At 67.3% G+C, this 23,472-nt stretch carries 20 protein-coding genes; 15 read left to right on the top strand and 5 right to left on the bottom strand.

Features of this window, described 5'->3' with window-relative positions; all coding sequences use genetic code 11:
* The first annotated feature begins 119 nt into the window (after positions 1 to 119).
* The 4 genes from mfd (at position 120) to CR918_RS04685 (ending at position 5,630) form a co-directional block, all read left to right on the top strand.
* Entirely contained in the window at positions 120 to 3,584 is a 3,465-nt protein-coding gene (mfd, locus tag CR918_RS04700) for a transcription-repair coupling factor (protein ID WP_033830682.1), read from the top strand.
* Positions 3,585 to 3,666: 82 nt separating this feature from the next.
* Positions 3,667 to 4,182: a hypothetical protein gene (locus CR918_RS04695; protein WP_025873765.1), complete on the top strand. Its 516-nt coding sequence runs from the start codon at positions 3,667 to 3,669 to the stop codon at positions 4,180 to 4,182.
* A gap of 182 nt (positions 4,183 to 4,364) precedes the next feature.
* Positions 4,365 to 4,970 (top strand): HD-GYP domain-containing protein, encoded by a 606-nt coding sequence (locus tag CR918_RS04690; RefSeq protein WP_025873766.1) that lies wholly within the window; start codon positions 4,365 to 4,367, stop codon positions 4,968 to 4,970.
* A gap of 99 nt (positions 4,971 to 5,069) precedes the next feature.
* Positions 5,070 to 5,630 carry a hypothetical protein gene (locus CR918_RS04685; RefSeq protein WP_032976041.1) on the top strand — a complete coding sequence of 187 codons (561 nt, stop codon included), beginning with the start codon at positions 5,070 to 5,072 and terminating at the stop codon, positions 5,628 to 5,630.
* An 81-nt stretch (positions 5,631 to 5,711) separates the two neighbouring features.
* Here CR918_RS04685 and CR918_RS04680 read toward each other — a convergent pair whose 3' ends face one another.
* Entirely contained in the window at positions 5,712 to 7,802 is a 2,091-nt protein-coding gene (locus CR918_RS04680) for a M13 family metallopeptidase (protein WP_099842169.1), read from the bottom strand.
* Positions 7,803 to 7,959: 157 nt separating this feature from the next.
* Positions 7,960 to 8,709, bottom strand: coding sequence for a 2,3-diphosphoglycerate-dependent phosphoglycerate mutase (gpmA, locus tag CR918_RS04675; RefSeq protein ID WP_025873769.1), 750 nt, complete (start codon positions 8,707 to 8,709; stop codon positions 7,960 to 7,962).
* Positions 8,710 to 8,803: 94 nt separating this feature from the next.
* On the opposite strand from gpmA, the gene nfi reads away from it, so the two are divergent.
* Positions 8,804 to 9,484, top strand: a complete 681-nt coding sequence (gene nfi, locus CR918_RS04670; protein WP_099842168.1) for a deoxyribonuclease V — start codon at positions 8,804 to 8,806, stop codon at positions 9,482 to 9,484.
* A 27-nt stretch (positions 9,485 to 9,511) separates the two neighbouring features.
* Here nfi and CR918_RS04665 read toward each other — a convergent pair whose 3' ends face one another.
* Entirely contained in the window at positions 9,512 to 10,486 is a 975-nt protein-coding gene (locus CR918_RS04665) for a cation diffusion facilitator family transporter (RefSeq protein ID WP_099842167.1), read from the bottom strand.
* Positions 10,487 to 10,627: 141 nt separating this feature from the next.
* The gene (locus tag CR918_RS04660) at positions 10,628 to 12,874 is read right to left on the bottom strand and encodes a TonB-dependent siderophore receptor (protein WP_099842166.1); all 2,247 of its coding nucleotides are present in this window, start codon (positions 12,872 to 12,874) and stop codon (positions 10,628 to 10,630) included.
* A 287-nt stretch (positions 12,875 to 13,161) separates the two neighbouring features.
* Between CR918_RS04660 and CR918_RS04655 the strand changes: the two genes are divergently transcribed.
* Complete coding sequence (locus CR918_RS04655) at positions 13,162 to 14,577, top strand: GGDEF domain-containing protein (RefSeq protein ID WP_025873773.1); 1,416 nt, start codon at positions 13,162 to 13,164, stop codon at positions 14,575 to 14,577.
* Positions 14,578 to 14,617: 40 nt separating this feature from the next.
* Here CR918_RS04655 and CR918_RS04650 read toward each other — a convergent pair whose 3' ends face one another.
* Positions 14,618 to 15,799: an MFS transporter gene (locus CR918_RS04650; protein ID WP_099842165.1), complete on the bottom strand. Its 1,182-nt coding sequence runs from the start codon at positions 15,797 to 15,799 to the stop codon at positions 14,618 to 14,620.
* Positions 15,800 to 15,878: 79 nt separating this feature from the next.
* On the opposite strand from CR918_RS04650, the gene CR918_RS04645 reads away from it, so the two are divergent.
* The 9 genes from CR918_RS04645 (at position 15,879) to CR918_RS04605 (ending at position 23,426) form a co-directional block, all read left to right on the top strand.
* Complete coding sequence (locus CR918_RS04645; protein ID WP_099783327.1) at positions 15,879 to 16,328, top strand: winged helix-turn-helix transcriptional regulator; 450 nt, start codon at positions 15,879 to 15,881, stop codon at positions 16,326 to 16,328.
* Positions 16,329 to 16,402: 74 nt separating this feature from the next.
* Positions 16,403 to 17,527, top strand: a complete 1,125-nt coding sequence (locus CR918_RS04640; protein ID WP_099842164.1) for a metallophosphoesterase — start codon at positions 16,403 to 16,405, stop codon at positions 17,525 to 17,527.
* Between the two features lie 131 nt (positions 17,528 to 17,658).
* Entirely contained in the window at positions 17,659 to 18,330 is a 672-nt protein-coding gene (locus CR918_RS04635) for a response regulator (RefSeq protein ID WP_025873777.1), read from the top strand.
* Positions 18,327 to 19,706 (top strand): sensor histidine kinase, encoded by a 1,380-nt coding sequence (locus tag CR918_RS04630; protein WP_099783323.1) that lies wholly within the window; start codon positions 18,327 to 18,329, stop codon positions 19,704 to 19,706. Before CR918_RS04635 ends, CR918_RS04630 begins: the two co-directional genes overlap by 4 nt.
* Positions 19,707 to 19,785: 79 nt before the next feature.
* A complete protein-coding gene (locus CR918_RS04625) occupies positions 19,786 to 20,622 on the top strand; it encodes an alpha/beta hydrolase (protein WP_025873779.1) in 837 nt (278 codons plus the stop codon).
* A gap of 1 nt (position 20,623) precedes the next feature.
* Positions 20,624 to 20,983 carry an EamA family transporter gene (locus CR918_RS04620; RefSeq protein WP_025873780.1) on the top strand — a complete coding sequence of 120 codons (360 nt, stop codon included), beginning with the start codon at positions 20,624 to 20,626 and terminating at the stop codon, positions 20,981 to 20,983.
* On the top strand, positions 20,980 to 21,378 hold the full coding sequence (locus tag CR918_RS04615; protein WP_025873781.1) for a DMT family transporter: 399 nt from the start codon (positions 20,980 to 20,982) through the stop codon (positions 21,376 to 21,378). The genes CR918_RS04620 and CR918_RS04615 overlap by 4 nt, the downstream gene beginning before the upstream one ends.
* Complete coding sequence (locus tag CR918_RS04610; RefSeq protein ID WP_099842163.1) at positions 21,375 to 22,577, top strand: DegT/DnrJ/EryC1/StrS family aminotransferase; 1,203 nt, start codon at positions 21,375 to 21,377, stop codon at positions 22,575 to 22,577. Before CR918_RS04615 ends, CR918_RS04610 begins: the two co-directional genes overlap by 4 nt.
* A gap of 162 nt (positions 22,578 to 22,739) precedes the next feature.
* Positions 22,740 to 23,426, top strand: a complete 687-nt coding sequence (locus tag CR918_RS04605; RefSeq protein ID WP_059063537.1) for an MtnX-like HAD-IB family phosphatase — start codon at positions 22,740 to 22,742, stop codon at positions 23,424 to 23,426.
* The last annotated feature ends 46 nt before the right edge of the window (positions 23,427 to 23,472 follow it).

Below are 23,472 nucleotides of genomic sequence, written 5' to 3'. Positions count from 1 at the left end.
GCCGGGCCCTGCCCGGCGATGTTGATCCGACCGCTGCGCTCGCCGGGCACGGCCCGGCGCTACCCCGGTCACGTAACGATCATGGGCCTGGCAGGGGCTTCTGCTAAAATCCGCGGTTCATGTCGCGTACTCAATACCCCGCCCCGCCGCTGCCACGTGCCGGCCAGCTTCGCGCCTGGTGGCGCGCCCCCGCCTCGCCCACTGCCCTGGCCTGGTATCTGGCCCAGGCAGCGCGCACGCATGACGCACCGCTGCTGGTGGTGGCCCGTGACAACCACGGTGCCAACCAGATCGAAGCGGATCTGCATACCCTGCTGGGAGGCGACCCGAGCCTGCCGGTGGTGGCGTTCCCGGACTGGGAGACGCTGCCCTACGATCGCTTCAGCCCGCACCCGGACATCATTTCGCAGCGCCTGTCGGCCCTGCACCGCCTGCCCACGCTGAAGCGCGGCCTGGTGGTGGTGCCGGTGCAGACCCTGCTGCAGCAGCTGGCTCCCCGCAGCTATGTCATCGGCGGCAGCTTCAATCTTGAAGTCGGCCAGCGCCTGGACCTGGAAGCGGAGAAGCGTCGCCTCGAAAGCGCCGGCTACCGCAACGTGCCGCAGGTGATGGACCCGGGTGATTTCGCCGTGCGTGGCGGCCTGCTTGACGTCTACCCGATGGGCGCCGACGAGCCGCTGCGGGTGGAACTGCTGGACGAGGACATCGATTCAATCCGCGCGTTCGATCCGGAAAGCCAGCGCTCGCTGGACAAGGTCGAGGCGGTGCACATGCTGCCCGGCCGCGAAGTACCGATGGACGACGCCAGCATCGCCCGGGTGCTGGCGACCCTGCGCGAGCGCTTCGACGTCGATACCCGACGCAGTTCGCTGTACCAGGACCTGAAATCGGGCCTGGCCCCGGCCGGCATCGAGTACTACCTGCCGCTGTTCTTCGAGCGCACCGCCACCCTGTTCGACTACCTGCCTGCCGGCAGCCTGCCGGTCGTCTGCGTGGGCGCCGCTGAAGCGGCAGAGACGTTCTGGACGCAGACCGGCGAGCGCTACGAGCAACGCCGCCATGACGTTGAACGGCCGCTGCTGCCACCGTCGGCGCTGTACCTGTCGCCGGACCTGCTGCGCGAGCGTTTGAACGACGCACCGCGCATCGAGGTATGGGCGGCCGATCACGCCCGCATCGCCGAGGCGCATGCGCTGGGCGACCAGCCGTTGCCGCCGCTGCCGGTGGCCGCGCGCGAAGCACCGGCCGGTGACGCGCTGAAATCCTTCCTTGGCCATTACCCTGGCCGGGTGCTGATCGCCGCCGATTCGCCGGGCCGTCGCGAGGCCCTGCTGGAAGTGCTGCAGGCCGCCGAGCTGAAGCCACCGGTGGTGGCCGACCTGCTGTCCTTCCTGGCCAGCGATGAACGCTTCGCCATTGCCGTGGCGCCGCTGGAAGACGGCTTCGCCCTGGACGCGCCGCACATCGCGGTGCTGACCGAACGCCAGCTGTTCCCCGAGCGCGCCGGCAGCACCCGTCGCACGCGCCGCGCCGGACGAGAGCCGGAAGCGATCATCCGCGATCTGGGCGAGCTGACCGAAGGCGCGCCGATCGTGCACGAGGACCATGGCGTCGGCCGCTACCGCGGACTGATCGCGATGGACGTCGGCGGCATGCCCGGCGAGTTCCTCGAAATCGAGTACGCCAAGGGCGACCGCCTGTACGTGCCGGTCGCACAGCTGCACCTGATCAGCCGCTATTCCGGCGCGTCCGCCGAAACCGCGCCACTGCATTCGCTGGGCGGCGAGCAGTGGAGCAAGGCCAAGCGCAAGGCCGCCGAGAAGGTGCGCGATGTGGCCGCCGAACTGCTGGAGATCCAGGCCCGCCGCCAGGCGCGTGCCGGACTGGCACTGCAGGTGGACCGCGCGATGTACGAGCCGTTCGCCGCCGGTTTCCCGTTCGAGGAAACCCCGGACCAGCTGGCCGCCATCGACGCCACCCTGCGTGACCTGGCCAGCAGCCAGCCGATGGACCGTGTGGTCTGTGGCGACGTGGGCTTCGGCAAGACCGAAGTTGCCGTGCGCGCCGCGTTCGCAGCGGCCAGTGCTGGCAAGCAGGTGGCGGTGCTGGTGCCGACCACGCTGCTGGCCGAACAGCATTACCGCAATTTCCGCGACCGCTTCGCCGACTATCCGATGAAGGTCGAGGTGCTGTCGCGCTTCAAGAGCACCAAGGAGATCAAGGCCGAGCTGGAGAAGGTCGCCGCCGGCACCATCGACGTCATCGTCGGTACCCATCGCCTGCTGCAGCCGGACGTGAAGTTCAAGGACCTGGGCATGGTCGTCGTCGACGAGGAGCAGCGCTTCGGCGTGCGCCAGAAGGAGGCGCTGAAGGCACTTCGCGCCAACGTGCACCTGCTGACCCTGACCGCCACGCCGATTCCGCGTACGCTGAACATGGCCATGGCCGGCCTGCGCGACCTGTCGATCATCGCCACCCCGCCGCCGAACCGGCTGGCGGTGCAGACCTTCATCACCCAGTGGGACAACGCGCTGCTGCGCGAAGCCTTCCAGCGCGAGCTGGCACGCGGTGGCCAGCTGTATTTCCTGCACAACGACGTGGAGAGCATCGGCCGCATGCAGCGCGAGCTGTCCGAGCTGGTGCCCGAAGCGCGCATCGGCATCGCCCATGGGCAGATGCCCGAGCGCGAGCTGGAAAAGGTGATGCTGGACTTCCAGAAGCAGCGCTTCAACGTGCTGCTGTCGACCACGATCATCGAATCGGGCATCGACATCCCCAACGCCAACACCATCATCATCAACCGTGCCGACCGCTTCGGCCTGGCCCAGCTGCACCAGCTGCGTGGCCGCGTCGGTCGATCGCACCACCGCGCCTATGCCTACCTGGTCGTACCCGACCGTCGCTCGATCACGCCGGATGCGGAAAAGCGCCTGGAAGCGATCGCCTCGATGGACGAACTGGGTGCCGGCTTCACCCTGGCCACCCACGATCTGGAAATCCGCGGCGCCGGCGAACTGCTGGGCGAGGACCAGAGCGGGCAGATGGCCGAAGTGGGCTTCAGCCTGTACACCGAGCTGCTGGAACGCGCAGTGCGCAGCATCAAGCAGGGCCATCTGCCCGACATCGATGCCGGCGAAGAAGCGCGGGGCGCCGAGGTCGAGCTGCACGTGCCGGCGCTGATTCCGGACGACTACCTGCCGGACGTGCACACCCGCCTGACGCTGTACAAGCGCATTTCCAGCGCGCGCGACAGCGATGCGCTGCGCGAACTGCAGGTGGAGATGATCGACCGCTTCGGCCTGCTGCCGGATGCGGCCAAGAACCTGTTCGCCATTGCCGAGCTGAAGCTGCAGGCCAGCTCGCTGGGCATCCGCAAGCTGGACCTGGGCGAGAACGGTGGCCGCATCGTGTTCGAATCCAAGCCGAACATCGATCCGATGGCGGTGATCCAGCTGATCCAGAAACAACCGAACCTCTATGCCATGGACGGTCCGGACAAGCTGCGCGTCAAGCATCCGCTGCCGCTGCCCGAAGACCGCTTCAATGCCGCGCGGGCACTGCTGTTGACCCTGGCCCTGCGCTGATCGATCTGCAGGGTGCCGGTCCGCCGCGGGCGGCAGACCGGCACCCTTTCCGTTTCCTGCGCCCGCGACAAGGAGTGTTGCCGTGAATCGTTTCGCCCCCCTTCTGCTCGCCACCAGCCTGGGCCTGCTTGCGGCCTGCCACAGCGGCATGAGCAACCGCGATTACCTGCATGAGAATGTCGCCAGCTGGAACGGCACGGTCAGCATGGTCGAGCAATGGACCAACGGCCCGAACGGCGAGTCCTTCCATGCCTCGCTGCAGGACGGCAAGAGCATGCAGCAGCATCGCTTCGGCCTGAAGAACGCGCACAAGGAAATCGCCGACCGACTGGTCTTCGTCCAACAGTTCACCCATGGCAAGGACGCCGACGCACTGCACCAGAACCTGCTCGATTCCCTGAAGAGCACCGAACACATGTTCGCCGTGATGGAACAGCTGGCTGCCCTGCCCGATGGCTACAGCGAAGAACAGGTCACCCCGCTGCTGCAGACGCTGGATGAGGCCGTGACCAGAATGGACGAAGACATGCAGACCCTGAGCGACGCGCAGGACGCCTTCGCCAAAGCCCATCGCATCCACCTGCAGACCACCGGCTGATCCGCGCAGCCCCGGTTGCGATGCGGCCGGAGCCAAATGCTGCATGCGACTGAACGCACAGCCCCACGCGGGACCGTCGATGCCCCCCGCGTGACACCGATGCGGGTACCCTATGCGCCGCCCCGGCCCGCTCTCGCGGGCCTTTCCGTTTTCTGCGCAGCTTCGCCGCGCCGCCAGTTCCGATGCCCCAGCCCAGACCTCCCGACCTCCTGCACGCGCAGGCCTGCCTGATCGACGCCTTGTCGATGTCGCTGCAGATGCGTGATGCCTATACCCGCCACCACTGTGACCGCGTGGGCCTTCTTGCGCAGCACCTTGCCCTGCACTGCGACCTGGATGAGGACGCCTGTGCGCAGGTCGGCCTGGCCGCACGCTTCCACGACATCGGCAAGATCGGCATCCCCGACGAGGTACTGCTGAGCCCGCGCCGGCACAGCGACGAAGAGCGCGCGATCATGCGCGAGCACCCGGTGCGCGGCGAGCACATTTTCCTGGCCACCGGCCGCAGTGATGCCGCGCCGGTCGCGCGACTGATCCGTGCCCATCATGAAGCGTTCGATGGCAGCGGCTATCCCGATGGCCTGCACGGCGAGGCCATTCCGCTTGGCGCCCGCATCGTCACCATTGCCGATGCCTACGATGCAATGACCAGCGTGCGCCCTTACCGCGCGGCGATGGAGCACGAGACGGTGCTGCGGATCCTCGATGAGCAGGCCGGTGGCCTGATCGATCCCTACGTGCTGCAGCGTTTCCACGGCATGCTCAGGAACGAGCCGGCGCTGGCCTGAGCCTTCACCGGCTGGACGGCGCCTCGCTTGCGCAGCCGCGGCGATCCCCGCAAGCTGAGGGTCGGCCGCAGACGGCCCTGCTTACGAGGAGCATCACCCATGAAAGGAAACACCCGTATCGCCGCACCGCTGGGCCTGTTGCTGTTGGCCCTGGCGCCATTCGCGCAGGCCCAGCAGGATGGCACCGCGCCAGCCGCCGCATGCCTGTCGCGCAACCAGGTCACCGCTGGCACCTCACCTGCCACCCTGATGAATGCCCTGCCCCGCTGCGTGCAGGATGGACGCATGCAGGACGCCATCGATCTCTACAACATCGCCGGCGTGTTCGCCCATTTCGATCGCCAGCGCGTCGCAGACGAGACGGGACACGCTGCCTACAACGCGCTCAAGGCGATGGCCGGTTCGGCCATGGGCGAGGAGAATCTCGGCCGCTTCGACAGCGCATTGAAGGCGCAGCTGAGCCCCGACAAGGCGCCAGCCTACGTCGCTGGCATCTGCACCTTCAGCAAGCGCATGGGGCCGCCCTCGTACACCCCGACCTACATGCTGGCCCATGGCATGTCCAATTTCACCGGCAAGGGCGGTGGCCTGGTGCCAGGCTTCGACCCGGCCAGCGCATGGCAGGCCACATTGTCTCAGTACCTGAAGTGCCCGGGCTGATCTGCCGCCTGTTCTAGCCGACTGCAACGAGAAGGCCCGGCATTCGCCGGGCCTTCTGCTTCACGCGTTACCGGCGATCGCTTACCAGATCACCACGCGCTTGTCGTCCGCACGCACCATCGCATCGCCGGCCTTGCACTGGAACGCGGCGGCATAGGACGGCATGTTCGACGGCGCGCCGTTGGCACGGAAGTTCGCCGGTGCATGCGGATCGGTGTTCAGGCGCACGCGCAGCTCACCGTCGGTGAAGTTGCGACGCCACACGGTGGCCCAGTTCATGAAGAAGCGCTGGTCCTGGCTGTGACCGTCCACCTCGACGTTCGCCTTCGGGTTCTCCTTCAGCGCCATCTGCAGGGCATCGTAGGCCACGGTCAGGCCACCCAGATCACCGATGTTCTCGCCCAGGGTCAGCTTGCCCTTCACGAACACGCCCGGCACCGATTCATAGCCGTCGAACTGCGCGACCAGCTGGTCGGTACGTTCGGTGAAGGCCTTGCGGTCGCTGTCGGTCCACCAGTTGTCGAAGTTGCCGTTGGCGGCGAACTGGCTGCCCGAGTCGTCGTAGCCGTGCATCATCTCGTGGCCGATGACCGCGCCGATGCCACCGTAGTTCAGCGCCGGATCGGCCTTGGCATCGAAGAACGGTGCCTGCAGGATCGCCGCCGGGAACACGATCTCGTTCTTGGTGGCGTTGTAGTAGGCATTGACGGTCTGCGGGGTCATGCCCCACTCGGTCTTGTCCACCGGCTTGCCGATCTTGTCCAGCATGTAGCGGTAGTTGAACGCACGCGCTGCCTGCATGTTGCCCAGGTAGCTGTCACCGTTGGTCTGCAGGCCCGTCCACTCACGCCACTTGTCCGGGTAACCGATCTTCGGGGTGAAGCTGGCCCACTTTTCCAGTGCCTTCTTCCTGGTTTCCTCGCCCATCCACGGCAGCTGCTCCAGGCGCGCCTTCAGCGCCACCGACAGGTTCTGCACCAGGTGCTGCATGGCCTCCTTCGATTCGGCCGGGAACACCGCGTCCACGTACAGCTGGCCGAGGGCTTCGCCCATGCCGCCGTTCACCGACTCCAGCACGCGCTTCCAGCGCGGCTGCATTTCCTGCTGGCCGCGCAGGGTCTTGCCGTAGAACTCGAAGTTGGCCTTCTCGAACTGGCTGCTCAGGTACGGCGAGGCGTCGTCGATGGTGTGGAAGCGCAGGTAGGACTGCCAGGTGGCGGCCGGCACGTCGGCCAGCATCTTGTCCATTTCGCTGAAGAAGCCCGGCTGGGCCAGCGAGAACTTCTGCGCGGCCGGCACCTTCAGGGTGTCAAACAGCGCGGTCCAGCTGAAGTTCGGGGTCAGCTTGTCCGCGTCGGCGGCGCTGAGCGGGTTGTAGCGCTTGGCCGGGTCACGCATTTCGATGCGCGACATCGAGGCCTTGGCCAGGCGGGTCTCGAACGCCATCACCGCCTTGGCCTGTTCGGCAGCCTGCGCCGCGTCCACGCCGGACAGCGTCAGCACCTGCGCGATGTAGGCCACGTAGGCGTCGCGGATCCTGGCCTGCGCGTCGTCGAAGTAATAGCCCTTCTCCGGCAGGCCCAGGCCGCCCTGGCCGACGTACGCAATGACGTTGGCCGAATCCTTGTAATCGGCATTGGCGAACAGCGAGAACAGCACGCCCTGGCCCTGCGCCTGGCTGTCGCGCAGGTACTGGGTGATGGCGGCGGTGTCGTTCAGCGCAGTGATCTTGTCCAGCGTCGGCTGCAGCGGCGCCAGGCCGGCGGCCTCGATCTTCGCTTCGTCGTTGCCGGTCTTCCAGATGTCACCGATCTTGGCTTCCACCGAGCCGGCCTTGGCCTGGCTGGCGGCGGCCTGCTGCACCAGCGCGTGCTGCACTTCCAGCGAGCGCTCGCGCAGGATTTCGAAGCTGCCCCAGGTGGTCTGGTCGCCCGGCACCGGGTTGGCTTTGAGCCACTTGCTGTTGACGAAGCCGTTGAGGTCGGTACACGCGGCGATGGACGGATCCAGATCGGCGCTGTTGAGGCTGATCAGCGCGGTCTTGATCTGCGACTGGTCGAACGCCGGCTTGGCGGCGTCGGCAGCGGGCGCGGTCTCGTTCTTGCCACAGGCGGCGAGCGAAGCGGCGATGGCGATGGTCAGGCCCAGCGGGACCAGATTACGGACGTTCATGGCGTGTCTCCAACGGCGAATCGTCCAGCGTAGCCGCTGCGGCGATGGTGGGGACCGGCCAAAGGTCACAGGGGGAACGCCCGTGGTCGCAACCGGGTAGGTGCGGGCCGTTGGTCCGCACACACCCAGCAGGGGAATACCCACCAACGGTGGGTATCTACCGCGCCTTGCCCTGGTTGGCCACGGCTTCGGCGGCCTTGCGTGCCGCTTCCGGATCACCCAGGTAACGGAACGACTTCACGGTGAGGTCGTCGTTCAACTCGAACAGCAGCGGAATGCCGGTCGGGATGTTCAGCTCGAGGATTTCCTCGCGCGAGACGTTGTTGAGGTACTTGTACAGCGCGCGCAGCGAGTTGCCGTGGGCGGTGACCAGCACGGTCTTGCCATCCTTCAACTGCGGCGCGATGGCGTCGTGCCAGTACGGCAGCACGCGGTCGAGCGTCGTGGCCAGCGATTCGGTGCCCGGCAGCGCGTTGCGATCCAGCCCGGCATAGCGGCGGTCGTGGATCGGGTGGCCCGGATCTTCCAGGTCCATCGCAGGCGGCGGGATGTCGTACGAACGGCGCCACACCTTGACCTGGTCCTCGCCATGCTTGGCGGCGGTCTCGGCCTTGTCCAGGCCCTGCAGGCCACCGTAGTGGCGCTCGTTGAGGCGCCAGGACTTGTTCACCGGCAGCCAGTCCTGCTCCAGCTCGGCCAGCGCGCCCTGCAGGGTATGGATGGCACGCTTCAGCACGGAGGTGTGGGCGACGTCGAACTGCAGGCCTTCCTCGCGCATCAGGCGGCCGGCGGCAGCCGCTTCCCGGCGCCCCTGCTCGGTCAGGTCGACATCGACCCAGCCGGTGAAGCGGTTGTCCAGGTTCCACTGGCTCTGGCCATGGCGCAACAGTACGAGTTTACGGGTCACTGCAGGGTCTCCAACGCGAGGAAAGGCAGGCGGCCATTGTAGCCCCGGCGCCCGCTCACCGCGCCGTGGCGGTGTGGATGTCATCCTGTGGCCGATGAATGCACTGATCGACCCCGGGCGCTGGGAAGGCAGCGTCAGCGCCGCCCGCGAACAGCAGATGCAGCTGGCGACCCGCGTGCAGCGGCAGGATCGGCTGCCCGCTACCGTGCGCTGGCTGGCCGGGCTGGATGTCGGCTTCGAGGAAGACGGCGCGATCACCCGCGCTGCGGCCGTGTTGCTCGACGCGGACACCCTGCAGCCGGTGGCGCAGGAAATCGCCCGCATCCCCACCGTGATGCCCTATATCCCGGGCCTGCTCAGCTTCCGCGAACTGCCGGCGCTGCTGGCTGCGTTGGCGTTGCTGCCGCGCGCACCGGACCTGGTGTTCGTCGATGGCCATGGCATCAGCCATCCGCGCCGGCTGGGCATTGCCGCACACCTGGGCGTGGTGACCGACCTGCCGAGCATCGGCGTGGCCAAATCGAAGCTGGTGGGCCGCTTCATCGAGCCCGACCCTGAGGCCGGCGCGCACACGCCGTTGCTGGACGGCGGCGAGCAGCTCGGCTGGGTGTTGCGCAGCAAGCTGCGCTGCAAGCCGCTGTTCGTCGCCGGCGGGCATCGGGTCAGTGCCGATACCGCGCTGGCCTGGGTGCAGCGCACGCTGCACGGCTATCGCCTGCCCGAGCCGACCCGGCTGGCGGATCGGCTGGCCTCGCGGCGCGACGAACAGAGGTAGCGCCGGGCACCGGCCGCCACACCCGCTTCAGCGATGCACGTGACCGCGATGGCCCTGCGCATCGGCAGCTGCATGATCGTGCCCAGCGTGATCGTCGTCCTTCGTCGCCGACGGCTGGCCACAGGCTTCGCCGCAGTGGTCGGCTTCGATCTGCAGGGTCACGTGTTCGATACCGAAATCATCGTGCAGGCGATCACCGAGTTCGCGCCGCAGGCGGTCGGCGTCGTCGCCTTCGCGCATCACGATGTGCGCGGTCAGTGCCGGCGTGCTGGACGCCAGCGCCCAGACGTGCAGGTCATGCACGTCCAGCACTGCGTCGTGGTCGGACAGGCGGTCGCGGACCCTGGACACGTCCATGCCCTTGGGCACGCCTTCCAGCAGCACGTTGATGGCCTCGCGCATCAGCACATACGTGCGCGGCAGCACCCACAAACCGATCAGAACGGCCAGGATCGGGTCGATCGGCTTCCAGCCGGTCCATTGGATCAACAGCGCGCCGGCGATCACCGCCACCGAGCCGAGCATGTCGGCCCACACTTCCAGGTAGGCGCCCTTCACGTTGAGGCTCTCGCCGCTGCCGGCCTGCAGCAGGCGCATGGAGATCATGTTGATCACCAGGCCGACCGCTGCAATCACCAGCATGCCGGTGGAGGCGATCTCCTGCGGTTGGCGGAAGCGACCGATGGCTTCCCACAGGATGTAGCCGGCAACCACGAACAGCATTGCGCCGTTGATCATCGCGCCCAGTGCTTCAAGACGTGCATAACCGTAGGTGCGGCGCGCGTCCGGCGGGCGCCGGCTCAGCCGCACGGCCACCAGCGCGATCATCAGCGCCAGGGTGTCGGTAGCCATGTGCGCGGCATCGGACAGCAGTGCCAGACTGTTGGTCCAGAATGCACCGACCACCTCCACGACAAGGAAGGTGGAGGTCAGGCCGAGCGCCCACCACAAGGGTTTCTCGTGGCGGATCTCGGATGGCAGGTGATCGTGGTCGTGACCCATGGCAACAGCTCCTTAGCGATGGGAGTCAGGCTACGCCGGCGGGTGTCGGGAAACTATCACGGTGTTTATAACATTGCAGGCATGGACGGCTGGCGCGAAGCGGGAGGGTGCCGGCCAACGACCGGCACCACCGCCTGATGATCAGAAGCCGAAACGCAGGCTGGCCCAGTACGCCCGGCCGGGTTCGTTGTAGGTCGCCGCACCGGCGTCACTGCTGTTGGCCTCGCGGAACAGGCGCTTGTCGGCCAGGTTGTTGACGCCGAAGCCCACGCTGACCGTGTCGGTCACCTTGTAGCGCGCGCTCACACCCCAGACGTTGTACGCGCCGCGGGTCTGCAGCACGGTGGACGCATCGCAGTTGGCGGTGCAGCGCGGATCGTTGTTGATGTTGGCCGTGGCCGGTTCCTGCTTGCCGTAGAAGGTTCCGGTCAGCAGCAGCGACAGCTGCTCGGTGGCCTGCCAGTCCAGCATGGTGTTGACGGTGTACTTGGGAATCACCGACAGCGGCTGGCCGGTGCTCTTGTTTTCGTTCTCCACCATGTAGGTGAAGTTGTTGCTCCACTTCAGGCGGTCGCCCTGCTCGCCCAGCAGCGGGATCACCAGGTTGCCCTCGAGCCCCTGCACGATGGCCTTGGGTGCATTCTCCCAGCGGAAGATGCGGCCCTTGCGGTCGGCCGTCAGGCCGATCTGGGTGTAACCGGCCTGGATCTTGTCCTTGTAGTCATTGTGGAAATAGGTCAACGAGGCCTGCCAGCCGCTCTGCGGTGCCCACTCCACGCCCAGTTCCTTGTTCAGGCTGGTCTCTGCCTTGAGATCCGCATTGCCCTGCATGTAGCAGCCGGCGCCCAGGCTCGGCAACGCGTTCGGGCAGCCGTTGCCACGGGTGTAATACAGATAGTCCGGGTTGGACTGGTACAGGTTCGGCGCCTTGAAGGCGCGTGCGATGCCGCCCTTGACCACCCAGTCACTGTTGAGCCGGAACTGCGCGTTGAGGCTCGGACTGGTGTTGTTGCCGAACTGGCTGTGATGGTCGAAACGCAGGCCCGGGGTCACGATCCAGCGCTCACCGAGGTAGATGTTGTCTTCCACGTAGACGGCGGTGGTCTGTGCATCGGACTTGCCGCGTGCACGATCGGCCGAAAGGCCCGGAATGCCGCCACCGCTGCTGCTGGACTGGCTCATCGAATAGGGATCGGTCAACCGGCTGTCGAGGTACTCGAAGCCCAGCGTCCACACGTTCTCGGCACCGCCGAGGGTGGTCGGGAAACTGACTTCGCCGTCCAACTGGTAGTTGCGCAGGCGCGAGGTCGACCAGTCGGCGCCATTGAAGCTGCCTTCCGGGCCGCCGGCCAGTCCTTCGTTGATGCGCGAGTTGTTGACCCCTTCCACCGCCGCCGTCAGCCGCGAGCTGACATCGCCCCAGCGTCCGCGATGGGTGATCGCGCCGGTGGTGCGATACATGCGGTTGGTCTCGGCCTGCTGCTCGGCCAGCGCGGCCAGGTCGACACCGGTGGAGGTACCAGTGGTACTGACCGCACGATCGCCGGCATAGATGTTGCCCTGGCGGCTGGTACCGGCCTCGAACTCGACCACCTGGTTGGCGGTCACGTCCCAACGCAGCAGCGCGTTGACGTCGCGGTTCTTGACGCCTTCGCGGCCCGCCGGCGGTACCGCATTGGCGCCGGTGGCGAAGTCGCGGTTGAGATCCAGCGAATCGGCATCGGTCTTGTTGAGGTTGCCGTACAACCGGAACGACAGCGTGTCGGTCATCGGCCCGCTCAGCTGCAGGCCGAGGCGCTCGCTGCCGCCCTCGGCACTGTGTTCGGGCACCAGGCCGTACAGGTCAACCGCACCGGTCAGGTCGCCGGTCGGGCGCTTGGTGATGATGTTGACCACGCCACCGGAGGCACCTGAGCCATAGCGTGCCGCTGCCGGGCCGCGCAGCACTTCGATGCGTTCGATCATTTCCGCCGGCACCCAGTTGGTATCGCCGCGCGTGTTGCGCTCGCCACTGCGGCCCATGCGCACCGCGTCGCGTGCACCCACGCGCTTGCCGTCGATCAGGATCAGGGTGTTTTCCGGCCCCATGCCGCGCAGATCGATCTGCCGGTTGTTGCCGTACTGGCCCGATGCACTGTTGCCGGTCAGATTGACGCCGGGCATCGTCCGCAGCAGTTCGGCGATGTCGTTGACCGGCGGCCGCTTGGCGATGTCCTCGGCGGTGATGGTGGAAGTGCCCAGCGCCTGCCGCGCGATCTGCGAGGCAGTGACATGCACGGTGTCGATATCGGTGGCATCGGTTTCCGCATGGGCGGTGACGGCAGCTGTGGCCAGCAGTGCAGCGACGGCGAGCGCCAGCGGGCGCGGTGAAAGAGTGTTTGCAGGCATGTTCTGAACCTTCTGGCAGGGCAACGGAAGCCTCTGGCATAGGGCAGGAGGCGGCGACGGGGGAGGCGGAACGATCACTGCGGAATGCCCGCATGCCGGTTCCTGCCGTCATTTTTTCATAAATGCGAGTGATTCTCAAATGCGTCAACGCATTACGGCATCGGCCGGCATGTGCTTCATCCGCGTTTTTCGGCCTGCATGGCGCTTAAACTGGCCGGCTTCCCTGCCATCAACCGTCGACAGCTGCGGCCGATACCGTGGTCTGTTGTGCGCCGTTAGAGATCGACGTGGATACACCCCAACTGGACGAAGCCAGCCAACCGCTGGCCCAGGCCTGGCAGCAGTGTCTGCTGCTGGCCGGCCCCGCCGCCGCCGCGCTGCTGCATGCCGTGGCCGCCGATGCACCGCCGACGCTGGCGCAGCGCTTCTACGAAGTGCTGCTGCAGGACACGCGTGCGCGCCGCTTCCTGTCCCACGAACAGGTCAAGCAGCGCCTGCAACCGGCGATGCAGCGTTGGCTGGCCCAGCTGCTGACCACCGATGCGGATGGCATTGCCGCTACCGTCGCCGCACAACGGGTGATCGGCGATGTGCACGCTCGGGTCGGTATTCCGGTGGACCTGGTGGCCCGCGGTGCGCGCGTACTCAAGCACGAGCTGTTCATCCGCCTGCGCGCCGATGCCGCTGACAACGACACCGCCTTCGCCGCCATCGATTGCCTCAGCGCGATCATGGACATCGCCATGGAAGGCATGACGCTGGCCTATACGCACGCCCGTGAGCGCTCTTCGCGCACCGATGCGGCGTACCGGCTGTTCTCGCTGGTGCAGAACGTCAGCACCGAACGCGAGCGCCAGCGCGCCCTGCTGCTGGATTGGGAAAACAGCCTGCTGTACACCCTCGCCGGCCATGCGACCGGTGCCGACAACGCCAGTCTGGCGAGCTCGGAATTCGGCCTGTGGTTCACCCACAAGGGCATTCCCAGCTTCGGCGAAAGCAGCGAGACGCAGCAGGTGGGCCAGCTGATGGCCCGCATCGACAGCCGCCTGCAGCGCGCCACCGATGAAGATCCGGCACGGCGGCTGACCGCCCTGCCGATGATCCGCGAAGACCTGGCCACCATCCGCAACCTGATGACCCTGCTGTTCGAACGCATCGGTGAACTGGATGCGGGCAGCGATGCGTTGACCAACCTGCTCAACCGGCGCTTCCTGCCGACCGTGCTGCGCCGTGAGATCGAGTTGTCCACGCGCAACCACACGCCGTTCTCGTTGTTGTTGCTGGACCTGGACCATTTCAAGGCGATCAACGATGGCCACGGCCATGACGCCGGCGACCGCGCGCTGCAGCATGTCGCAGCTCTGCTCGGCCAGCAGACCCGAGGCAGCGACTACCTGTTCCGCTACGGCGGCGAGGAGTTCGTGGTGGTGCTGGTGGCGGCAAGCGAGTCACAGGCGGAGGTGATCGCCGAAAGCCTGCGCCGGCAGATCGCACAGTCGCCGATCACCCTGCCCAACGGACAGACGCTGGCGCTGACCGCGAGCATCGGCGTGGCCGGACACGATGGGCATCCCGATTACGAGCGGCTGATGGCGCGCGCCGACGCGGCGATGTATGCCGCCAAGCGACAGGGCCGCAACCGGGTGGTGGTGGCCGACGACGCACTGCCGGAAGCTCCGGGACGACGCGCGCTGCAACGTTGAGCCTGCAGCGCGCGTGACGTGGCGTCGGACGGTCTCGACGCTACGCAGCGTCCTTGCGCGGTATGCGCCACGTCGCCCACCACGTCAGTGCGAGCAGCGCGATGCCCGCGCCCAGCGCGCACACCGCCGGCCACCCATAGCGCGCCTGCGTCCAGGTGCCTGCCGCAGCCCCCACACCGCTGCCCACGGCATAGAACAGCATGTACAGCGCCACCAGGCGTCCATGCTGTTCGGCCGGTGCACGCAGCAGCAGGGCCTGGTTGGACACATGCAACGCCTGCCCGCCCAGATCCAGCACCACTACGCCCAGCAGCAACAGGGCCAGCGAGTACGGCAGGCCCAGCAACGGCACCCAGGCGACCAGCATCAGCAGCAGTGCCCCCAAGCTCACCCGGTGGGCAAGGCCACGATCCATCCAGTGCCCGACCCGCGCTGCCAGTAGTGCGCCGATGATGCCGGCCAGGCCCAGCGCGCCGATGGCGGCGGTCGACCAGTTCAACGGCGGCGCCGACAACGGCAGTGGCACCGCGGCCCAGAACACGTTGAGACCGGTAAACAGGAACAATGCCAGCGGCCCGCGTTCGCGCAGCGCGCGATCCTGCCGCAGCATATCGGCCATCGAACGCAGCAGGTTGCGCCACGACGGCGGCATTGCGGGCACCGGCACGTGCGGCAGGCGCCGCCACAGCAGCAGTGCCAGCGCCGCCATCAGCAATGCCGACAGCAGGTACACCGCGCGCCATCCCGCTACGGCGGCTACCGCACCTGAGACCACGCGTGCCGACAGCAGGCCGATGAACACGCCGCCCTGGACCATGCCGACCACCCGCCCACGTTGCTCCGGTGCAGCGAGGTTGGCGGCGTAGGCGATCAGTCCCTGGGTGAGCGCGGTACCCAGCAGACCCGCCAGCAGCATGCCCGACAGCAACCACGCGGTACTGCGGGCGGCGGCCAGCCATAGCAGCGCCACCACCAGCGCCAGCAGTTGCACCCGCAGCAGTCGACGGCGGTCGCCACGGTCGGCCAACGGCAGCAGCCCGAGCAGGGCCAGCACGCTGCCGGCCTGGGTGGCAGCCAGCACTGCACCGGCCACGGCGGCATCCAGGGCGAAATCGTGGGCCAGGCGCTCCAGCAGCGGCTGCGCGAAATAGACATTGGCCACGCTGGCACCGGCAGCAATGGCGAGCAGGCCCAACACGGGGCGGGACAGCGAAGGCATCATCAGTGTGGTTGCATTTTGAAACCAGGTGCACAGTAGCGCCACTAGTTTTAAACTGCAACCACAATCGAGGGAGTCCGCCATGCACGCCAACAGCCCCTGCCCCGTGGCCCGCAGCGCCGATCTGCTCGGCGACCGCTGGGCGTTGCTGGTCATCCGCGATGCCTTCGATGGCGTCAGTCGCTTTGGCGATTTCCAGCGCAGCCTGGGCGCGGCGCGCAACATCCTCAGCGACCGCCTGCGGCGCCTGGTCGAGGCGGGGCTGCTGGTGCAGCAGCCCGCCGCCGATGGCAGCGCCTACCACGACTATGTGCTGACCGCGGCCGGCCAGGACCTGTTCCCGCTGCTGGTGGCCCTGCGCCAATGGGGAGAACGGCATTGCTTCGCTGCTGGCGAAGCGCACTCGCAACTGATCGAATCCAGCAGCCGCCGGCCACTGCCCTACATGCAACCCCATGGCCGTGACGGCCAGCCCGTGCGCCCCGCCGATACCCGCGTGCGCAAGCTCAAGGGGGGAGGCGGCCGGGCCTGATCCGCCCGTTCGCGCACACCGGTGGCGTTCGTGGGGGGTTAGCATCGCTCGTCTCCTGCCGCTGGATGCCGCCGATGCCGAACCACGCCCGAACCCTGTCGATCCTGCTGCCACTGGTCCTGCTGCTGGCCGCACCACTGGCCTCTGCCCGCGACGTGGCAGCACCTGCAGAGCACGTGGACAGCGACGGCCCTTACCTGTTCCGTGAGGGCGCGCAGCTGAAAGCGCAGTGGATCTGCCAGGACCAGGTGGAAACCCACAGCGTGCAGGCCGGCACCGATGGCACTGAGGTTGCCGCGCGCTGCGGCTACCCGCATGCGGTGCATGTGCTGCCGCCGAACGCGCCGTCGGCATCGATACTGCCGGCCGTGCCACGCATCGTCGCCGTGTCCGACATCCACGGCCAGTACGCGCTGCTGGTCCGCCTGCTGCGCGCCAACCGGGTGATCGACACGCAGGACCGCTGGGCACTGGGCACGGATACGCTGGTGATCGCCGGCGACGTGTTCGATCGCGGCCCGCAGGTGACCGAAGCGTTCTGGCTGCTGTATGGCCTGCAGCAGCAGGCGGCCGCCGCCGGTGGCGCGGTGCATTTCGTGCTCGGCAACCACGAGACCATGGTGCTGTACGACGACCTGCGTTACGTCAATCCGAAATACCTGCGCAGCGCGCAGCTGCTCGGTCGCAGCTATCCGCAGCTGTATGGTGCCGACTCGGTGATCGGCCAGTGGCTGCGCACGCGGCCGGTGCTGCTGCAGATCGGCGATACCCTGTTCCTGCATGGCGGCATCTCGCCCGACGCGGTGCAGATGGCATTGGACCCGGCCCACACCAATGCCGCCTACCAGGCCTCGCTGGGCATTCCCAAGGCCGAGGTGAAGGCAGACCCCGCCACCGCACCGTTGTACGACGGCAAGACCAGCCCAATCTGGTACCGCGGCTACTTCGACGGGCGCCTGGACAGCCAGGGCGTGCAGGCGGTGCTCGACCGTCTCCAGCTCAAGCGCATCGTGGTCGGCCACACCTCGATGCCACACGTCAGCAGCTTCCACGACGGCCGCGTGATTGCCATCGACAGCAGCATCAAGAATGGCGAGAACGGCGAACTGCTGTTCATCGAGGACGGCACGCTCAGCCGCGGCCTGCTGGACGGATCGCGGGTGCCGCTGGCCAAGGGCCAGCCTGGCCTGCAGGACTGAACGAACGGCCAGCGCCGGGTGCGCCTGGCCCCCCCACGCCTGCCACCTCCACCCCGTTTGCCGCTACCCTCGGCAGCCGAGAGGCCCGCCCTGTCCAGCGGGCGGCCCATCCGCCCCCAGGAGCCCCGCGCATGCGCGTACTCATCGCAGAAGACGATCCGGACATCGCCTCTGGCCTGTGCGCCTCGATGCGCCGGCAGGGCCACGTGGTCGACCACGTGGACAACGGCGCGCATGCCGATGCCGCCCTGAACTCCACCCAGTACGCGCTGCTGGTGCTGGACCTTGGCCTGCCCCAGCTGGACGGCCGCGATGTGCTGCAGCGGTTGCGCCAGCGCGGCGATGGCCTGGCCGTGCTGGTGGTCACCGCACGCGATGGCCTGGCCGAGCGCGTGCGCGTGCTCGACCTGGGAGCCGACGACTACCTGGTCAAGCCCTTCGCCCTGGACGAATTCGAAGCACGCGTGCGCGCGCAGTTGCGCCGGGTCACCAGCAACGGCAACCCCGACCTGCGCATCGGCCGGCTGCGCCTGGACCTGACCGGCCACCGGGTGTGGATAGACGAGCAGACGCTGGAACTGACCGCGCGCGAGTTCGGCCTGCTGTCCGCCCTGGCGGTGCGTGCCGAGCGCATCGTCTCGCGCGCGCAGCTGGTGGAGGCCCTGTGCGACTGGGGCCAGGACCTGACCGACAACGGCCTGGACATCGCCCTGCACCGCCTGCGCCGCAAGCTGCAGCCGGGCGGCATGGGCATCCGCACGGTGCGCGGGCTGGGCTACATGCTGGAAGACGCCAGCGCGTGATCAGCGGACCGCCCAGCCTGCGCCGGCGCCTGCTCGCCTTCCTGGCGTTGCCGATGCTGGGCCTGCTGACCTTCAACACGCTGCTGGCCTACTACGTGGCGCTGGACTACTCCAACCGCATCCACGACCGCAACCTGACCGATGACACCGTGTCGTTCGCACAGATGCTCAGCACGATGCCGGTCAGCAGCGACCTGTCTCCGCAGGCACGTTTTCTGATCGAGTACGACCCCGACGGTCATCGCTACTTCAACGTCGACAGCAGCCGCTTGGGCACCATCGCCGGCAACGCAGATTTCAGCGCCTATGCGCCCTCGCAGGACTGCAGCGGCACGCACCCGGCGCTGTACGAAGGCGAGTTGAACGGCCAGCAGGTGCGCATGTCGACGGTCTGCACCCAGGCGATGAACGATCCGCAGGACCAGCTGGCGGTGACCGTGGCCGAAAGCATGGCCGACCGCCGCCAGCGTGCGCGCGAAATCCTGATGATCGTCATTCCGCTGATGGCCATGCTGGCGCTGGGAATGGCCGCGCTGGTCTGGTTCGGCGTCACCCACGGCCTGCGTATCCTGACCCCGCTGACCTCGCGCCTGGCCCAGCGCCGCGGCGAGCTGGCACCGATTTCCGATGCCGACGTGCCCGAGGAAATCCAGCCCCTGATCAGCACCATCGATGGCCTGTTCGCGCGGCAGGCGGAAATGATCACGCTGCAGAACCGCTTCATTGCCGATGCCGCCCACCAGTTGCGCTCGCCGCTGGCGGGCATGGCACTGCACGTGGACCAAGCCCTGGCGCACGGCGATCCAGAGACCGTGCGTGAAGCGCTGCAGAACATCCGCCGGCTCAACCAGCGCACCGCCCGCGTCAGCACCCAGCTGCTGGCGTTGAGCCGGGCACAGACCGTGCCGGAGACGGTGGAGGCGCTGGATGTGTCCGAGCTGGTGCCGCAATGGGTGGGCATGCGCGTGCCCGAAGCGATCCGCGATGGCATCGACCTGGGCTACCTGGGTCCGCAGCAGCCGGTGCGGATACTGGGCAACGGCGCACTGCTGCACGAGGCGCTGGACAATCTTATCGACAACGCCCTGCGCTACGCCGGCGCGGAGGCGACCGTCACCGTCGGCGTGCAGGCCCTGGACGACAACGATGTCGAGCTGTACGTCGAAGACAATGGCCCGGGCGTGCCCGAGGACGTGATGTCGCGGCTGGGGGAGCGCTTCTTCCGTGCGCCCGGCACTGCAGCCAGCGGCACCGGCCTGGGCCTGGCCATCGCCCATGAGGCCGTCGAGCACCTGGGCGGACGCCTGGGCTACCTCAACCGTCCCGGCGGTGGCCTGAAGGTGTCCATCACCATACCGTTGCTGAAGGGCCCTTGATCCAGACGGACCGTTGAAAGGTTGCCGAAAATCGCGCTTGCGATGCTGACCTTCCCGACTGCCGCGCTGGAGCCGACTGGTGCCTGCATCCCATGAGTTCTTTCTTCCCGGTGGCCCGCAGGGTGTCCTGCTGATCCATGGCCTGACCGGCACGCCCGCCGAAATGCGCATGCTGGGCAAAGGGCTGAACAACGCGGGCTTCAGCGTGCATGGCGTGCAGTTGCCCGGCCACTGCGGCAGCGTCGAGGACCTGCTGCAGACCCGTTGGGAACAGTGGTATCAGGGCGTGGAAGACGCGGCGGCGGACCTGCGTGGCAAGGTCGACCAGCTGTTCGTCGGCGGGCTGTCGATGGGGGCGGTGCTGGCGCTGGCGCTGGCCGCGCGGCGGCCGGACTGGGTCTCCGGCGTGGGGGTGTACGGCGCCACCTTCCGCTACGACGGCTGGAACATTCCGGCGGTCGCACGCTTCTCGTTCCTGCTGCCGTGGTTCAAGCGCCTGGGCATCGGCCGCGACCGCATGTTCATGGAAGAGCCGCCGTACGGCCTGCGCGACGAGCGCCTGCGTGCGCAGGTCAGCGCCGCCATGCTCTCTGGTGACAGTGCCGCTGCCGGCCTGCCAGGCAACCCGTGGCATGCCTTGGCCGAAATGCGTGCACTGAGCACCTGGACGCGCCGTCACCTGCATCAGGTCACGGCACCATGCCTGGTGATGCATGCCCGCGAGGACGACGTGGCCAGCATGGGCAATGCCGAACTGGTGATCTCGCGCGTCAGCGGCCCGACCGAACTGGTGGTGCTGGAAGACAGTTACCACATGATCACCATCGATCGCGAACGGCGCGAGGTGATCCGCCGCAGCGCGCGCTTCTTCAGCGACATCGGCGAACGTGCGGGCGTGCTGCAGGCGGTCGCCTGAGATGGGATCGCTTGCGACCCTGCTGTGGCTGGTCAACGTGGTGCTCGATACCGGCGGCCAGTTGGCCTTCAAGGCTGCCGCCAGCGACCCGCAGGATGGCGAAGGCCTGCAGCGCTGGAAACACATGTTCGGCCGTCCCTGGCTGTGGCTGGGCATCGCCTGCTATGTGCTCGAATTCGTCGCCTGGATCGCTTTCCTGTCGCTGGTGCCGTTGTCACAGGGCGTGCTGCTCGGCTCGATCAACATCGTCGCGCTGATGGTGGCCGGCCGCATCCTGTTCCGCGAGCGGCTGACGCCGTTGCGGGTGACCGGCATGCTGCTGGTCAGCGCTGGCGTTGCCGTGGTCGGAGCCGGAACATGAGGCGGCTGTACCTGGTCGGGTTTCCGCTGCTGATGGCCTTCGACACCCTCGCCCAGCTGTGCTTCAAGTACGCCGGCGACGCCGCGCTGCCGGTCGAGGCCAACAGCGCATGGCTTCTGCGCGTGCTGTCACAGCCCTGGGTATACGGCGCGATGCTCGGTTACGTCGGCGCGTTCTTCACCTGGATGAGCCTTCTGCGGCACGCGCCGATCGGCCCTGCGTTCGCGGCCTCGCACCTGGAAGTGATCAGCGTGCTGCTGCTGTCGGCGTGGCTGCTGCACGAACCGTTGACGCTGCATCACCTGATCGGTGCGGTGCTGATCGTGGCCGGCATCATCTGCCTGGGCCGTGCCGAGGCGGATGATCCGCATGCAGTTACCGAAGCAGCCCCGTGAGCCTGCTGTCGCGCGAGTTGCCTCCCACCGCTGGCCTGCCCCTGCAGGCCAGCGATTTCCTTCCCGGTGGCGGCGACCTGTGCACGATTCTCGCCGGGCAGCTGGGCACGCCGCCGCTGCAGCTGACCTGCTCGGGCACCCATGCCCTGCTGATTGCCCTGCGCACCCTGCGCAGGCGCGCGCCGCAGCGCGATACCGTGATCCTGCCGGCCTATACCTGTCCGCTGGTACCGATTGCCGTGCACAGCCTCGGCCTGCGCATACACCTGTGCGATACCCGCCGCGACCATTTCGATTTCGACCCGGTGGCGCTGCACGCCGCAGCCGATGCACGCACGCTGGCGATCGTGCCCACGCATCTGGGCGGGCGCATCGCCGATGTTGATCGCGCATGTGCCATTGCGCACCGCGTCGGTGCGTGGGTGATCGAGGACGCTGCACAGGCACTGGGTGCACGCGTGGCCGGCAACAGCGTCGGCCTGCGCGGCGACATCGGCTTCTTCAGCCTGGCCGCCGGCAAGGGCCTGAGCCTGCATGAGGGCGGCCTGCTGCTGACACGTGATGAAGAACTGCGTGCGGCATTGATCGAGCAGGCCGCAGGACACACGCCCTTCAACCCGCGCTGGGAGCTGAGGCGCAGCCTGCAGCTGCTGGGCCTGGCGGCCTGCTACCGCCCTTCCCTGCTGTCGTTGGTGTATGGAAATCCGCTGCGGCGTGCCCTGCGCCGTGGCGACCTGGAAGCTGCGGTGGGTGATGTGTTTCCGTTGGCTATTCCGCAGCATCGCGTCAGCCGCTGGCGGCAGAACGTCGGGGCGCACGCTGCACAGCGCCTGCCCGCCTTCCTGCAGGCCGCCCGCCTGCGCGCGCTGCAGCTGCGCGTGCAGCTGGAATCGCTGCCTGCCGTTGAAGTGGTGGACGGGATGCCTGGCACTCTTGGCACCTGGCCGATGCTGATGCTGCTGCTGCCCAGCGAACGTGCACGCGACAAAGCGCTTTCATCGCTGTGGCAGCGCGGCCTGGGTGTCAGCCGCATGTTCATCCACGCCCTGCCGGACTATGCCTATCTGCGAGGCGTCGTCGCAGACGCGGACGTACCCAATGCCCGCGACTTCGCCGCCCGCTCCCTGACCGTGGGCAACAGCCCCTGGCTGACCCACGAAGACGCCTGCGAGATCGTGAAGGTACTGGCTGGCCAGTAGAGGCTGAAGCCGGGCAAAGCCTGCTTCGCGCTCACTGGCTGAACGCTTCCCGAGTGCCTCCGTTCGGGCTTTCAGGTGGAAAGGAACGAGAAAGACGGCCTGCCTACATTGACCCCGTCGCCGGCATCGTGCCAAGGCCTCTCTTCATCGACGGAGCTGCCCATGCAATGGAGCATCCTGTGTGACTTCGATGGCACCATCAGCCTCGAGGACGTCATCGATTCGCTGCTGGAAAACTTCGGCCAGCCCGGTTGGCAGCAGCTGGAAGACCAGTGGCGCTCGGGCGAGATCGGTTCGCGTGAATGCATGCAGGGCCAGGTCCGCCTGCTGAAGCTGGATCCGGCCACCCTCGATGCACACCTGGACCAGGTACGGATCGATCCGGGCTTCGCCGCCTTCGTCAATCGCGCGCAGGCGTTGGGCCTGCCACTGCGCATCGTCAGCGACGGCCTGGACTACGCAATCCATCGCATCCTCGCCAACCACGGCCTGCCGCCGCTGCCTGTGGTGGCCAACCACCTGCGCTGGTCTGACGGCCATTGGCAGCTTGAATCTCCGTACCAGGCCGAAGGCTGCCGCAGCGGCACCTGCAAGTGCACCTGCGCGGCGCAGGCGCGTGCTGACGAAGCTCCCCGCGTGCTGATGATCGGCGATGGCGCCTCCGATTTCTGCGTGTCCGAACACGCCGATTTCGTGTTCGCCAAGCGTCGCCTGATCGCCCATTGCACCGACGCCGGCATTCCCCACGCCGCCATCGACACCTTCCACGACGCTACTGCGCTGCTCCCGCGCCTTCTCGACGGCAGCCTGCTTCAGCCCTCGCTTCCGCGGCTGCTCGCCACCGCCTGATCGCTCCGCCCGTTGCTTCCTTTGAATGCCCTCTCCGGAATCGAAC

Origin of the sequence: Stenotrophomonas indicatrix, assembly GCF_002750975.1 — a bacterium.
Lineage (GTDB): Bacteria > Pseudomonadota > Gammaproteobacteria > Xanthomonadales > Xanthomonadaceae > Stenotrophomonas > Stenotrophomonas indicatrix.
The sequence above is the reverse complement of the archived record's forward strand: the minus strand, read 5'-3'. Positions and strand labels throughout refer to the sequence as shown.

Bases quoted from the DNA above. Each gene is read 5' to 3' on its own strand.
- mfd (WP_033830682.1), top strand. From the start codon at position 120: ATGTCGCGTACTCAATACCCCGCCCCGCCGCTGCCACGTGCCGGCCAG.
- CR918_RS04690 (WP_025873766.1), top strand. From the start codon at position 4,365: ATGCCCCAGCCCAGACCTCCCGACCTCCTGCACGCGCAGGCCTGCCTG.
- CR918_RS04685 (WP_032976041.1), top strand. From the start codon at position 5,070: ATGAAAGGAAACACCCGTATCGCCGCACCGCTGGGCCTGTTGCTGTTG.
- CR918_RS04680 (WP_099842169.1), bottom strand. From the start codon at position 7,802: ATGAACGTCCGTAATCTGGTCCCGCTGGGCCTGACCATCGCCATCGCC.
- nfi (WP_099842168.1), top strand. From the start codon at position 8,804: ATGAATGCACTGATCGACCCCGGGCGCTGGGAAGGCAGCGTCAGCGCC.
- CR918_RS04665 (WP_099842167.1), bottom strand. From the start codon at position 10,486: ATGGGTCACGACCACGATCACCTGCCATCCGAGATCCGCCACGAGAAA.
- CR918_RS04660 (WP_099842166.1), bottom strand. From the start codon at position 12,874: ATGCCTGCAAACACTCTTTCACCGCGCCCGCTGGCGCTCGCCGTCGCT.
- CR918_RS04650 (WP_099842165.1), bottom strand. From the start codon at position 15,799: ATGATGCCTTCGCTGTCCCGCCCCGTGTTGGGCCTGCTCGCCATTGCT.
- CR918_RS04645 (WP_099783327.1), top strand. From the start codon at position 15,879: ATGCACGCCAACAGCCCCTGCCCCGTGGCCCGCAGCGCCGATCTGCTC.
- CR918_RS04640 (WP_099842164.1), top strand. From the start codon at position 16,403: ATGCCGAACCACGCCCGAACCCTGTCGATCCTGCTGCCACTGGTCCTG.
- CR918_RS04635 (WP_025873777.1), top strand. From the start codon at position 17,659: ATGCGCGTACTCATCGCAGAAGACGATCCGGACATCGCCTCTGGCCTG.
- CR918_RS04620 (WP_025873780.1), top strand. From the start codon at position 20,624: ATGGGATCGCTTGCGACCCTGCTGTGGCTGGTCAACGTGGTGCTCGAT.
- CR918_RS04615 (WP_025873781.1), top strand. From the start codon at position 20,980: ATGAGGCGGCTGTACCTGGTCGGGTTTCCGCTGCTGATGGCCTTCGAC.
- CR918_RS04605 (WP_059063537.1), top strand. From the start codon at position 22,740: ATGCAATGGAGCATCCTGTGTGACTTCGATGGCACCATCAGCCTCGAG.